This window comes from Streptomyces thioluteus (assembly GCF_039535865.1).
The window spans coordinates 1-12,553 of the sequence record NZ_BAAAXZ010000129.1 but is presented as its reverse complement, the minus strand read 5'-3'; the positions used below and the strand labels follow the sequence as shown (position 1 = coordinate 12,553).

The following is a 12,553-nucleotide window of genomic DNA, read 5'->3' as shown; positions in this document are numbered from 1 at the left end:
GGTCCGGAGGCGGACGCGGACAGCCGCTGGCCCGATCCCCTGCGGATCCTCACCGGCTACATGGCCGCCGGTGACATCGTCGAGCACCTCGGCTGGCGCGAGCGCGCCGCCGGCCGTGACGTCATCGAGCCCGTGGTGTGGACGAGCCACGAGGCCCTGCTGCTCGACTACGAAGTCCCCATGCTCCGCACGGACGACCAGGACCGTCTCTACCTGGGCTCCACCCACCTCCCGTGGATCGGCGAGCGCACCCGCCAGGTCGAGGGCGCGCATGTCGCGCTGCTGGCCGAGGTGAGCAATCCGGTGGCGTGCAAGGTGGGTCCGTCGATGACACCTGACGAACTCCTCGCGTTGTGCGGGCGTCTTGACCCGTACCGGGAGCCGGGGCGGCTGACGCTGATCGCGCGGATGGGGGCGGAGAACGTCGCCGAGCGGCTGCCCGCGCTGGTGGAGGCGGTGCGGGAGGCCGGTCACCCGGTGATCTGGCTGACCGACCCGATGCACGGCAACACCGTCTCCGCGCCCGGGGGTTACAAGACGCGTCTGGTGGAGACCGTGTCGCTGGAGGTCACGCGGTTCCTGAGGGCCGTGACCGAGGCCGGCGGGACCGCCGGGGGTCTGCATCTGGAGACCACGCCGCACGACGTGACCGAGTGCGTCGTGGACGCGAGCGGTCTGGGCGGGGTCGGCGAGCGGTACACCTCGTACTGCGACCCGCGGCTCAACCCCTGGCAGGCCGTCAGCGTCGTCTCCTCCTGGAAGGCCTGACCCGCCCGCACACCCCCGCGCCACCAACAGGCGCCACCCCACCACGACTTCGAAGCGCACCGGCCGCGTGCTTCGCACCACAAGCCAGGAACTGGAAAGCAGGACCATGTCCGGCATACCGACGATAAAGCCGTATCCCATGCCCTCCGCGGGCGATCTGCCCCCCAACACCGTCGCATGGACGCCCGACGCCGACCGCGCCGTGCTCCTCCTCCACGACATGCAGCGGTACTTCCTCAAGCCGTTCCCGGACAGCGTCCGCGATCCGCTGGTCCGCAACGCCGCGGCGCTGCGCGACCGTTGTGCCGCGCTCGGCGTGCCGGTGGCCTACACCGCGCAGCCCGGCGGGATGACCGACGAACAGCGCGGCCTGCTCAAGGACTTCTGGGGCCCCGGCATGCGCCCGGAGCCCGCCGACCGCCTGGTGGTGGACGAGCTGGCGCCGGCCGACGGCGACTGGGAGTTCACCAAGTGGCGTTACAGCGCCTTCTTCAAGTCGGACCTGCTGGAGAAGATGCGCGAGAGCGGCCGTGACCAGCTCATCGTGTGCGGCGTCTACGCCCACGTCGGCGTACTGATGACCGCGGTCGAGGCGTACACCAACGACATCCAGCCGTTCTTCGTCGCCGACGCCACCGCGGACTTCTCCGAGGAGTACCACCGGCTGGCCCTGAGGTACGCGGCCGAGCGCTGCGCCCGGGTCGTCACCGCGAAGGAGATCTTCGCATGAGCGCTGTTCCCGCCACCGGCGACCTGCTCGGCCGCGTGCTCGGCACGGCCGGTGCCCGCCCGGCCGCGTACGCCCTGCTCCACCGCCCCGAGGCCGCCGGCCCCGGCGTCATGGACGTCCTGGTGGGCGAGGTGTCGCACCCCGCCACCCTGGCCGACATCGAGCTGCCGGACACCCCGGCCGCCGAGGGCGCCCACCACGAGGTCCTCACGGTCATCCCGTACCGGCAGATCGCCGAGCGCGGCTTCCACTGCGCCGACGACGGGTCGCCGTTGATCGCGATGACCGTCACCGAGCAGGAGCGGGTGCCCCTCTCCGAGCTGGACCGCGTCCCGCGGGTGCCCACCCGGCTGACCGGGGAGCACTTCGACCTCGACGACGACACCTACGCGGAGACCGTCGGCCGGGTCATCAAGGAGGTGATCGGCACCGGCGAGGGCGCCAACTTCGTGATGAAGCGCTCCTTCGTCGCCGACATCACCGAGTACGGGCCGGACAGCGCCCTCGCGTTCTTCCGCCGGCTGCTCCAGCGGGAGTCGGGCGCCTACTGGACGTTCGTCGTCCACACCGGCGACCGGACCTTCGTCGGCGCCTCGCCCGAGCGGCACGTCAGCCTCGACCACGGCACGGCCGTCATGAACCCCATCAGCGGCACCTACCGCTACCCGGCCTCGGGGCCCAACCTGCCCGAGGTGATGGAGTTCCTCGCCGACCGCAAGGAGACCGACGAGCTCTACATGGTCGTGGACGAGGAACTGAAGATGATGGCCCGCATCTGCGAGTCGGGCGGCCGTGTGGTCGGCCCGTACCTCAAGGAGATGGCCCGCCTCGCCCACACCGAGTACTTCATCGAGGGGCACAGCACCCGCGACGTGCGCGAGATCCTGCGCGAGACCATGTTCGCCCCCACCGTCACCGGCAGCCCGCTGGAGAGCGCCTGCCGCATCATCGGCCAGTACGAGCCGACCGGACGCGGCTACTACAGCGGCGTCGCGGCCCTCATCGGCCGGGACGAGGACGGCGGCCGGGCCATGGATTCGGCCATCCTCATCCGCACCGCGGACATCGACGCCACCGGCCGGGTGACCATCGGCGTGGGCGCCACCATCGTGCGCCACTCCGACCCGGCCTCCGAGGCGGCCGAGACCCGGGCCAAGGCCGCCGGTCTCGTCGCCGCCCTGGAGTCCGGCGGCGACCAGCGGCTGGGCAACCACCCCAGCGTCAAGGCCGCCCTCGCCCGCCGCAACGAGAGCATCGCGGACTTCTGGCTGCGCGACCCCGAGGGCCGCCGCGCCGGCGTCCTGCCCGGACTCCAGGGACGCCGGGTGCTGGTGGTGGACGCCGAGGACACCTTCACCTCGATGATCGACCACCAACTCCGCTCGCTGGGGCTGGAGGTGACGCTGCGCCGGTTCGACGAGGAGTACTCCTTCGACGGGTACGACCTGATCGTCATGGGCCCCGGCCCCGGCGACCCGCAGGAGACCGGCCAGCCCAAGATGGCCCATCTGCACGCCGCGGTGCGCACCCTGCTCGCCGAGCGCCGCCCCTTCCTGGCCGTCTGCCTCAGCCACCAGGTGCTCAGCCTCCAGCTGGGCTTCGGCCTGCGGCGCCGGGAGGTCCCCAACCAGGGCGTGCAGAAGGAGATCGACCTGTTCGGCCGGACCGAGCACGTCGGCTTCTACAACACCTTCGCCGCCCGCAGCGACCTCGACGAGGTCGAGGTGGACGGCGTCGGCACGGTCCGCGTCAGCCGCGACGCGGGCACCGGCGAGGTGCACGCCCTGCGCGGCCCGCACTTCGCGTCCATGCAGTTCCACGCCGAGTCGGTGCTCACCCAGGACGGTCCGCGGATCGTCGGCACCGCGGTGCAGCAGGTCCTGGGCGTGCTGGAGGCGAAGGCCGCCGGCTGACCCCGGGACGTCCCCGGTCCGCGCCGCCGCCGGCGCGGACCCCCGGGCGGGACCGGCGTGCCGGTCCCGCCACCGGCGCGGCACGCCGCGCCGCGCCCGTCACCCCTCGTACTTCTCGCACCGCTTGGAGCAGCACATGCATTCCTACGTCGTCGTCGACGCCTTCGCGACGGAACCCCTCAAGGGCAATCCGGTCGCCGTCTTCTTCGACAGCGACGACCTCTCGGCGGAGCGCATGCAGCGCATCGCGCGGGAGATGAACCTCTCCGAGACCACCTTCGTGCTGACGCCCAAGCAGGGCGGCGACCACCACATCCGGGTCTTCACCCCCGTCAACGAGCTGCCCTTCGCCGGGCATCCGCTGCTGGGCACCGCCATCGCGCTGGGCCGGCGCACCCAGGCGGACAAGCTGCGGCTGGAGACGGCCATGGGCGTCATCCCGTTCGAGCTGGAGCGGGAGAACGGCGAGGTGACCGCCGCCTGGATGCAGCAGCCGATCCCGACCTGGGAGCCCTTCGACCGGACCGAGGAACTCCTGGCCGCCCTGGGCATCCGCGAGTCCACGCTGCCGGTGGAGATCTACCGCAACGGCCCCCGGCACGTCCTCGTCGGCCTGGAGAGCGTCGAGGCCCTCTCCGCCCTCCACCCCGACCACCGCGCGCTGAGCGCCTTCGAGGACATGGCCGCCAACTGCTTCGCCGGCTCCGGCACCGAGTGGCGCAGCCGGATGTTCTCGCCCGCCTACGGCGTGGTCGAGGACGCCGCCACCGGCTCCGCCGCCGGGCCGATCGCCATCCACCTGGCCCGGCGCGGGCTGATCGAGTACGGGCAGCGGATCACCATCACCCAGGGCGTCGAGATGGGCCGCCCCTCGCCGATGCGCGCGCTCGCCCACGGCGAGGGCGACCGGGTGGAGTCCGTCGAGGTCGGCGGGAACGGCGCCCTCGCCATCGAGGGCACGCTGCACGTGTGACCCGACCCTCCTCTTTGCAGAACAACCGCTTCCCTCACCGATGGAGTCACCCGTGAGCAACCCCCCCTCCGCCAAGAGGTCCGAGTCCATGACCGGGAACCTCGACGTCGAGTTCCCGGAGTTCGTCGAGCCGCCCGCCGAGCCCTACGGCCTGCTGCGCTCCTGGCTCGACGCCGCGAAGGAGGCGAAGATCCGCGAGCCCTTCGCACTCGCCCTCGCCACCTCCGACGAGCACGGCCGTACCTCGTCCCGGATGGTCGTGGTGTCCGGGGTGACCGAGGAGGGGCTGCTCTTCACCTCCCACAGCACCAGCCAGAAGGGCCGCCAACTGGCCGCCAACCCCTGGGCGTCCGGCGTCCTGTACTGGCGCGAGACCAGCCAGCAGGTCATCGTCGCCGGCCCGGTGCGCAAGCTCTCCGACGAGGAGGCCGACGCCGCCTGGAACGGCCGCCCGGTCTACACCCACGCGATGTCCTCGGCCTGCCGGCAGAGCACGGAGTTCGAGGACTACGCCCACGTCGAGGCGGCCCGCGCCGAGGGCCGGCGGCTCGCCGCGCTCAACACGCCGCTGCCGCGCCCCGCTTCGTACTCCCTCTACCGGCTGGAGCCCGAGCTGTTCGAGTTCTGGACCAACGGCACCGACCGGCTGCACGAGCGGCTGCGCTTCGACCGCGACGGGGACGGCTGGACCACCCGCCGCCTCCAGCCCTGAGCCACCGCGCCCTCCGCACCCCCTGCACCCCCTGCACAGAAACGCCTGCGAACGACATGAGCGACAGCACGACGCGGACCCCTGCCCCGTCCGTCTTCACCAATGACCTCGAACTGCGTGCCCGTAACCGGGAGGCGGTCGAGAAGTATCTGCGCACGGGTGCCGAGGCGCGCCTGGAGCGGTACACGCTCTATACGGAGGACGGCGAGACCGCCCTCTTCTACACCGACATCGGCCGGCCGATCGTCGTCCAGGGGCGGGACCGCCTCAAGCGGCACAACGAGCTCTCGCTCGAGGTCCTGCCCGACTGGGAGTGGATCGACGTCCGGATCTACGAGACCCAGGACCCGAATGTGATCTGGGTGGAGTGCGACGGGGAGGGGACGATCAGGTTCCCGCAGTACCCCGAGGGGCACTACCGCAACCACTTCATCCACGGCTTCACGCTCGAGAACGGCCAGATCAAGTCCAGCCGCGAGTACGCCAATCCGATCGAGCACATGCGGTCGCTGAGCATCGAGACGCCGCACATCAACCGCGACTGGATCCCGACGGACCGGTAGCACCACCCCACCGAACACCGTGTCCGGCGTGAACTTCCGTTCTGGAGAAGGAAACATGGAAAGAACCCACTCTGCCGACGTCGTCATCGTCGGCGGCGGCATAGGCGGTCTGACGGCCGCCCTCAGCCTGCACGCGGCCGGGATCGAGGCGCTCGTCCTGGAGTCCGCCCGCGAGATCCGGCCACTCGGCGTGGGCATCAACCTCCAGCCCGCGGCCGTCCGCGAGCTCGACGAGCTGGGCCTGCTGGACCGGCTGGCCGCACTCGGCGTGCCCGCCGTCGCGAACGCCTTCGCCGACAGCGCCGGCCGCACCCTCTTCAGCAAGCCGACCGGCACGGCGGCCGGTTTCCACTGGGACCTGTACTCCGTGCACCGCGGCGAGCTCCAGATGATGCTCCTGGACGCCGTCCACGAGCGGCTCGGCGCCGGAGCGGTGCGGACCGGCGTCCGGTTCGAGGGCTTCGAGGAGACGGCGGACGGCGTGCGGGTCGACGCCGTGGACCGGGCGACGGGCGACCGGATCTCCTTCACCGCCGGCGCCCTGATCGGCGCCGACGGCATCCACTCCGTCCTGCGCGGCCTCCTCCACCCCGACGAGGGCCCGCTCAAGTGGAGCGGCGTCACCATGTGGCGCGGCGTGACCGAGGCCGAGTCCTTCGCCCCGGGCAACTCCGTCGTCATCGCCGTGGACGACAAGAAGACCGGGTTCGTCGGCTACCAGATCTCCGACGCGGCCCTGAAGCGCGGCCGCACGCTGATCAACTGGGTCTGCCTCGTCCCCACGGGCAAGCCGGGCCCCCTGGGCAGCGACGTCAGCTGGAACACCCCGGGGAAGATCGAGGACATCCTCCCGCACTACGCGGACTGGGAGTTCGACTGGGCGGACCTGCCCGCGCTCTTCGGGAAGAGCGAGGAGATCCTCGAGTACCCGATGGTCGACCGCGACCCCCTGCCGTCCTGGGGCCGGGGCCGCGTGACCCTGCTCGGCGACGCGGCGCACCCGGGCTACCCGGCGGGCGCCAACGGCGGCACCCAGGCGATCATCGACGCGCGGGTGCTCGCCTACCACCTGGCCGTCGAGCCCGACGTCGTCAAGGCGCTGGCCGCCTACGAGGAGGACCGCCGCGAGGCGACCGCGGCGGTCGTCCTCGCCAACCGGGAGGTCGACCGCGTGGGCCGCAACACCTCGGCCCAGGGGAAGACGGCTTCCGGCGAGGACATCGAGAAGGTGACGGAGTCGTACCAGAAGACGACGGGCGAGGCGGAGAAGCTCAACACCAGGGCTTCGCTGACGCCGCCGCGGGTCAACCGGGGCTGAGACCGGGCCGGGTGTCCTCCTGAGGGTGCGGGAGGACACCCGGCCGGCAATGAGGCAGGTCAGGCCGGGACGTCGCCCGAGACCCCGTACTGCTGGATCGTCTGACCGCCGTCCGTGGTGCGCAGGACGTACCAAGTGCCGTTCCCCGGGCGCCAGATCACGAAGTCGGACCGCCGGTCGCCGTCGAAGTCACCGGGCACGGGAACGTCGTTGGGGAAACTGCCGTACTGCTGGATGGTCTGACGTCCGTCGCTGCTGCGGATGACGTACCAGGTGCCGTTGGACGGGCGCCAGACCGCGAAGTCGGTCCGCCGGTCGCCGTCGAAGTCCCCGGACACCGGGACGTCGCCGGACGTGCCGTACTGCTGGTCCGTCCGGCCGCCGTCGCTGCTGCGGATGACGTACCAGGTGCCGTTGGACGGCCGCCAGACCGCCAGGTCGGCCCGCCCGTCGCCGTCGAAATCGCCGGAGACGGGAACGTCCCCCGACAGCCCCCACTGCCGTATCGTCTGTCCGCCGTCGCTGCTGCGCAGGATGTACCACGTCCCGTTGGACGGCCGCCAGATCGCGAAGTCGGCCTTGCCGTCGCCGTCGAAGTCGCCGGACACCGGGACGTCGCCCGACATGCCGTACTGCTGGTCCATCCGGCCGCCGTCGCTGCTGCGGATGACGTACCAAATGCCGTTCGACGGACGCCAAACGGCCAGGTCGGCCTGCCCGTCGCCGTCGAAGTCGCCCGGGACGGGAACGTCGCCGGACAGCCCCCACTGCCGTATCGTCTGTCCGCCGTCGCTGCTGCGCAGGATGTACCACGTCCCGTTGGACGGCCGCCAGACGGCGATGTCGGCCTTGCCGTCGCCGTCGAAGTCGGCTCTGAATCGTTGCGGCGCGCTCGCGTCGGCGGTCGCCAGGGTGCGGGGGGCGGCCGGTCCCGGGCTCGCCACGGCCGTGCCCGAGACTCCGGCGGTGACGCCGAGCAGCGCGAGGCAGAGGGCGCTCAGGCGGGTGGAGGGCTTCGTCTTCCTCATGATGTCTCTCGATTCCTGTCGTCCTGTCGATGGATCCGACGAGGATGAGATGAGTGAGTGCCACGAGGAGGATGTCGGGCCGGGAGCTCCGGCAAAAGACATCGGCAGGTCACTGTCGGTGGCCGGAATCGTCGAAACCCCCCTTCCGACGCGGCACTTCATTAACATTCGACCAGGTGTGCTGACGGTGTCCGGGGCCATTGGGGGGTTCGATGGACAGCTCGACGATCGACGGAGTGGTCGCGGCCGTGAGCGCCGCTGCGGCGACCTACGGCCGGAACGTTCTCGACCACGGGGAGGTGGCCGCGGAACAGGCCACCGTACGACTGGGGCGGCGGCTGCTGGAGCGGCTGCGGCGGGATCCCGGCTCCGACGCGCGGATCTCCGGAGCGGTCCTGGCCGTCGCCGACGATCCGGAGGACGAGGACCGCACAGCCGCACTGCGAGCCGGGGTCGAGAGGGCCCTCCGTCGCGAGGACGGTCTGGCCGGCGAACTGGCCGCGCTGCTCGCCGAGTCGGGCGTCGGCCCGGCGACGGTCCCCGGGGACCGGTCGGTGCGGATGACGACCAACCACGGCATCGTGTCGCTGGGGGACAACGCCCGCAACAGCATCGCGAACCCTGGATGACCGGGTCGGAGGGAGCCACGGCCCGCGCCGTGACCCTCGGAGCGGACAACTACGGCATCATCTCCACCGGTGACGACGCCACCAACGTTCTCGTGATCTTCGACGGGCCGCCGCCGAGCCCCGTCGACACCGGGTTTCCTTCGCTGCCGGTCTCGTTGTCCCCGGCCCATGTGGCAGGGGCGCCGGTGATGGGACGCGAGGCGGAGACCGCCGAGCTGCACGCATCGCTGTCGGGCGCCGCGGGCCCGGGCCCGATCGTCAGGGTGCTGACCGGGCTCGGTGGCGTGGGCAAGTCGACGCTGGCCAACCACTACGCCGACGTCCACCGGGGCGACCACGCCCTGATCCACTGGATGGGTGCGGAGAGCCCGGACGAGATCGAGGCCGGCCTCGCGGGTCTCGCCGCGCGGCTCGACGCGCGCTGGGCGGAGACCGCCCCGCCCCTGGCGGCCACGTGGGCCACGGCCTGGCTGGGCGCGCATCGCGGGTGGCTGCTGATCCTGGACAACGTCAACGACCGAAGCCACATCACCCCCTTACTGGCCCGACTGCCCGAGGGCCGGTTCCTCATCACCACGAGGCTGGCGACCGGCTGGCGCGGAATCCCCACCCTGGCCGTGGGCACGCTGGCGCCGGAGGCGGCCGCGGAAGTGCTGCGCGGGGCGGGTGCCGGGCTCGACGACGACGCCGCGGTCGGGGAGTTGTGCCGTGCGCTGGGACACCTGCCGCTGGCTCTGGACCAGGCCGGTGCCTATCTGGAGGAGACCGGCACCGAGGCCCGCACCTATCTCGGGCTGCTGGCCGACGACCGCGCCAACACGCTGCGCGACGCCGCGAACGGCACGGCCCGGGACCGGACCGTCTCCGCGGTCTGGACGGTGACGCTGGACCGGCTGGCCGAGCAGGAACCGGTCGCGGTGGAACTCCTGCGGGCCCTGGCATGGTTCGCGCCGACCGGGATCCCGCGACGTCTGCTGGACGCGATGCCCGACCGGGCCGCGGCGCACCGCGCCGTCGGCCGGCTGAACGCCTACAGCATGATCACCCTGAAGAACGACGACGGGGACCCCGCCGGCGCCCGGATCTCGGTGCACCGCCTCGTACAGGCCGTCACCCGCACACCGGAAGCCGGGAACCCGCACCGCGGCCCCGCGGCCGTCCGCGAAGGGTGGACCAACGCCGTCGCACTGCTGTCCGCCGCCTTCCCCGCGGAGAACGCCCTGGCGGACACGGCCACTTGGCGCCTGCTGCTGCCCCACATCGACGCGCTGTTCGCGGAATCGGCCGACGAGGATCCGCTCCCTCTCGCGGACGCCCTGTTCATGAACACGGCCGTCCACCTGATCCAGCAGAGCCAGCAGCACCGCGCGGTGCCCTACCTGGTGCACGTCCTCCAGGCCCACGCGCGGGACTTCGGACCGAAGCATCCTTCCACCCTGACCATGCGCGTCGCGCTCGCCTCGGCCCACGAGGAGTCCGGGGACCTGGCGCACGCGATCCCGCTGTTCGAGACGGCCTTGGCCGATCGCCGGGACGTGCTGGGCCCGGACCACCCGGAGACCCACACGTCCCGGGTCCGCCTCGCCGGCGCCTACGAGGCGGCGGGCAGGCCCGACCTCGCGATCGAGCAGCTCGGCCGGGCGCTCGACGACTCCGAGCGGGCGTTCGGCCGCAACCACCCGTGCACCCTGATGGCGCGCAACAACCTGGCCCACGCCCTCGGTTCGGCGGGCCGGCCGGACCTGGCGATCCCGCTGTACACCGAGGTCCTGGCCGATCACGAGGGCGCTCGGGGCCGGGACCACCCGGACTCGCTGACCGCGCGCCACAACCTCGCGTACGCGCGTGGGCGAGGCGGGCGCCGACCGGACCTGGCGATCCTCCTGTACACCGAACTCATCGAGGACATGAAACGGGTGCTCGGCCCGGACCACCCGCAGACCCTCGGCACCGCCAAACAGCCTGGCATCCGCGCATAGGTCGTTGGGCGACCTGGAGCGGGCGACGGAGCTGTACGAGGAAGACGGCCGACGACCGCGCACGGGTGCTGGGCCCGGACCACCCGGACACCTTGACCTCCCGCGCAGCGACCTCGCCCTCATCTATCGGGACGCCGGCGACGGGGAGCGGGCGCTCCCGCTCGCCGAAGCGGTCCTCGCCGACCGGCGGCGCGTCCTGAGCACCGACCACCCGGACCTCCTGACCTCCCTCAACAACCTCGCCGGCTGCTACGGCGCGGTCGGAGCCGCGGACAAGGCCATAGCCCTGTACGAGGAAGTCCTCCGCGACCGCACAAGGGTCCTGGGCCCGGACAACCCCGACACGCTGACGGCACGCAACAACCTCGCCTGCGCCCTCGCGGAGGCCGGCGACCTGGACACGGCAATCCCCCTCCTGCACACGGTCCTTCAGGACCGCGTCCACGTCCTGGGCCGCGACCACCCGCATGCGATCACCTCCCGGGGCACCCTCGGCGGCGCCCACCGAAGAGCGGCGACTTCGACCGCGCGCTCGCGTACTACAGGGAGGGCCCTGGCCGACGCCGACGTGTACTGGGCGAGGATCACGAGCTGACCGTAGCGACTTGAGAGCCGCGTGGACGCGCGGCAGGACTGGTGAGGGGTTGCTGCCGCAACTCCTCGGGGCGCAGGGCGCCCGTAGTCCGTGAAAGCGGCGGGTTCCGCAGGTGGGGGCAGCGGTCCTCGCCGTTGGCGGATTCCCAGCCGGACAGGTGTCGGCAGTGGCTCATGAGTCGGCCCACGGCGTGCATCATGGGTTCTCCTTCGTGTGCACTTGAGCTTGTGGTGAGGAGTACCGCCGGCGTCACGCGGTGACCCCGCGACCTCCCCGCGGTGTGGACCAATCGCGGTCGAGCACCCTCATCGCTATCGTCAGCACCCACCCCGATCCCACGCACGCTCTGTGGCGCTCTGCGCGCATCCAGAGCGCGCTGCGGGATTCGCCGCGGTGCAGGGGACCAGGCAGGGCACTGGCGCGACGAGCCCGGAGATCGACGGCGGATCGGCGAAGCGCTCCGGGCGAGGCATCTCTCCGGCGGCCCTGGTGCGGTGGCAGTCATGGCGGCCAGGACGCCGCAGGCTGTCCCCTCACTCCTCGTCTCGCTCGCACTGCGCGGGGGACAGAGCGAGCCGTCTGGTCCGCGCTCACGCCGTGCTCGATGATTCACGGAGGCCTCGCCGGCCCAGGAGGAAGCGCTCGACCGCGAAGCCGGTGTGCGGGCCTGGCTGTACGTGGACTCAACCTGCTCACAGTTTGCCTCAACGAGGGGCGAAGACGGCGACGAGCGTGCAACTGCGGCGACCGGCAGGCTGCCCCGGCTTCGCCGCGCGCTGGCAACCACATGACGTGTGCCGCGCGCCGGCTGGCTCACCTCGCGCGGCAGGCAGCGTAAGTACGTGTACCGGACGCACCGTGGTGAGAGACTGCGGTGGCGGAGACGCCGGCACCCCGGCCACATGGCGGTGCGCGACCCGGCTGGGACGAGACCAGACGTCTCGCCGTACCTGTGGACGAGCGGGCCTGCGTGAACTCGCCGGGAAACTGCCTCGATGGGGTGCCCGACTCGGAAGCGGCATACGAGCTGGGCGGACGCCGCTGTGGCCCGCCGAACTAGGCCTGGCCCACGCACCAGCACCGGCGTGGTCCTCGCCACCGGCCAGGTGCCGACGGCACCCCGACAGCGACGCGCAGAGAGCCGCGACGCGCGCGTTCGCACAGAGTGCGCGGCTCGCGTCGGGTCCGCTCACCGCAGCGCGAGTGTGGGACGCCCGCGCGACCGTCGCCGGAAGGACTCGCCGGTCACGCCACCCGACGAACCAGGCCCGTACCTCCCCCGGTCCCGCCCGAGCACGAACCTCCAGGAGAACGACGCAAGAGGAAGCAACACGAACCGGATGAC

Annotated in this window: 12 protein-coding genes; 10 read left to right on the top strand and 2 right to left on the bottom strand. The window is 71.8% G+C overall.

Annotated elements, in window-relative coordinates; all coding sequences use genetic code 11:
• The 7 genes from ABD794_RS17120 to ABD794_RS17090 form a co-directional block, all read left to right on the top strand.
• The coding region (locus ABD794_RS17120) for a 3-deoxy-7-phosphoheptulonate synthase (protein WP_344964350.1) at window positions 1–768 on the top strand (768 nt) is incomplete at its 5' end.
• Window positions 769–874: 106 nt separating this feature from the next.
• Complete coding sequence (locus ABD794_RS17115; RefSeq protein WP_344964352.1) at window positions 875–1,498, top strand: isochorismatase family protein; 624 nt, start codon at window positions 875–877, stop codon at window positions 1,496–1,498.
• The gene (locus tag ABD794_RS17110; protein WP_344964348.1) at window positions 1,495–3,411 is read left to right on the top strand and encodes an anthranilate synthase family protein; all 1,917 of its coding nucleotides are present in this window, start codon (window positions 1,495–1,497) and stop codon (window positions 3,409–3,411) included. The genes ABD794_RS17115 and ABD794_RS17110 overlap by 4 nt, the downstream gene beginning before the upstream one ends.
• 136 nt (window positions 3,412–3,547) lie before the next feature.
• Entirely contained in the window at window positions 3,548–4,384 is an 837-nt protein-coding gene (locus tag ABD794_RS17105) for a PhzF family phenazine biosynthesis protein (RefSeq protein ID WP_344964346.1), read from the top strand.
• Between the two features lie 52 nt (window positions 4,385–4,436).
• Window positions 4,437–5,096, top strand: coding sequence for a phenazine biosynthesis FMN-dependent oxidase PhzG (gene phzG / locus ABD794_RS17100; protein WP_344964344.1), 660 nt, complete (start codon window positions 4,437–4,439; stop codon window positions 5,094–5,096).
• Window positions 5,097–5,152: 56 nt separating this feature from the next.
• Window positions 5,153–5,659 carry a PhzA/PhzB family protein gene (locus ABD794_RS17095; protein WP_344964341.1) on the top strand — a complete coding sequence of 169 codons (507 nt, stop codon included), beginning with the start codon at window positions 5,153–5,155 and terminating at the stop codon, window positions 5,657–5,659.
• Between the two features lie 55 nt (window positions 5,660–5,714).
• A complete protein-coding gene (locus ABD794_RS17090; RefSeq protein ID WP_344964339.1) occupies window positions 5,715–6,977 on the top strand; it encodes an FAD-dependent monooxygenase in 1,263 nt (420 codons plus the stop codon).
• Window positions 6,978–7,036: 59 nt separating this feature from the next.
• Here ABD794_RS17090 and ABD794_RS17085 read toward each other — a convergent pair whose 3' ends face one another.
• Entirely contained in the window at window positions 7,037–8,005 is a 969-nt protein-coding gene (locus tag ABD794_RS17085) for an FG-GAP repeat domain-containing protein (RefSeq protein WP_344964337.1), read from the bottom strand.
• A 212-nt stretch (window positions 8,006–8,217) separates the two neighbouring features.
• Between ABD794_RS17085 and ABD794_RS17080 the strand changes: the two genes are divergently transcribed.
• Genes ABD794_RS17080 through ABD794_RS17070 form a run of 3 tightly spaced genes read left to right on the top strand, consistent with a single transcriptional unit; the run spans window position 8,218 to window position 11,208 of the window.
• Window positions 8,218–8,634, top strand: coding sequence for a hypothetical protein (locus ABD794_RS17080; RefSeq protein WP_344964335.1), 417 nt, complete (start codon window positions 8,218–8,220; stop codon window positions 8,632–8,634).
• A gap of 29 nt (window positions 8,635–8,663) precedes the next feature.
• The gene (locus tag ABD794_RS17075; protein ID WP_344964333.1) at window positions 8,664–10,613 is read left to right on the top strand and encodes a tetratricopeptide repeat protein; all 1,950 of its coding nucleotides are present in this window, start codon (window positions 8,664–8,666) and stop codon (window positions 10,611–10,613) included.
• 4 nt (window positions 10,614–10,617) lie between these two features.
• On the top strand, window positions 10,618–11,208 hold the full coding sequence (locus ABD794_RS17070; protein WP_344964331.1) for a tetratricopeptide repeat protein: 591 nt from the start codon (window positions 10,618–10,620) through the stop codon (window positions 11,206–11,208).
• Here ABD794_RS17070 and ABD794_RS19160 read toward each other — a convergent pair.
• Window positions 11,198–11,383, bottom strand: coding sequence for a DUF6255 family natural product biosynthesis protein (locus ABD794_RS19160; protein ID WP_425586055.1), 186 nt, complete (start codon window positions 11,381–11,383; stop codon window positions 11,198–11,200). The genes ABD794_RS17070 and ABD794_RS19160 overlap by 11 nt on opposite strands.
• Between the last annotated feature and the right edge of the window lie 1,170 nt (window positions 11,384–12,553).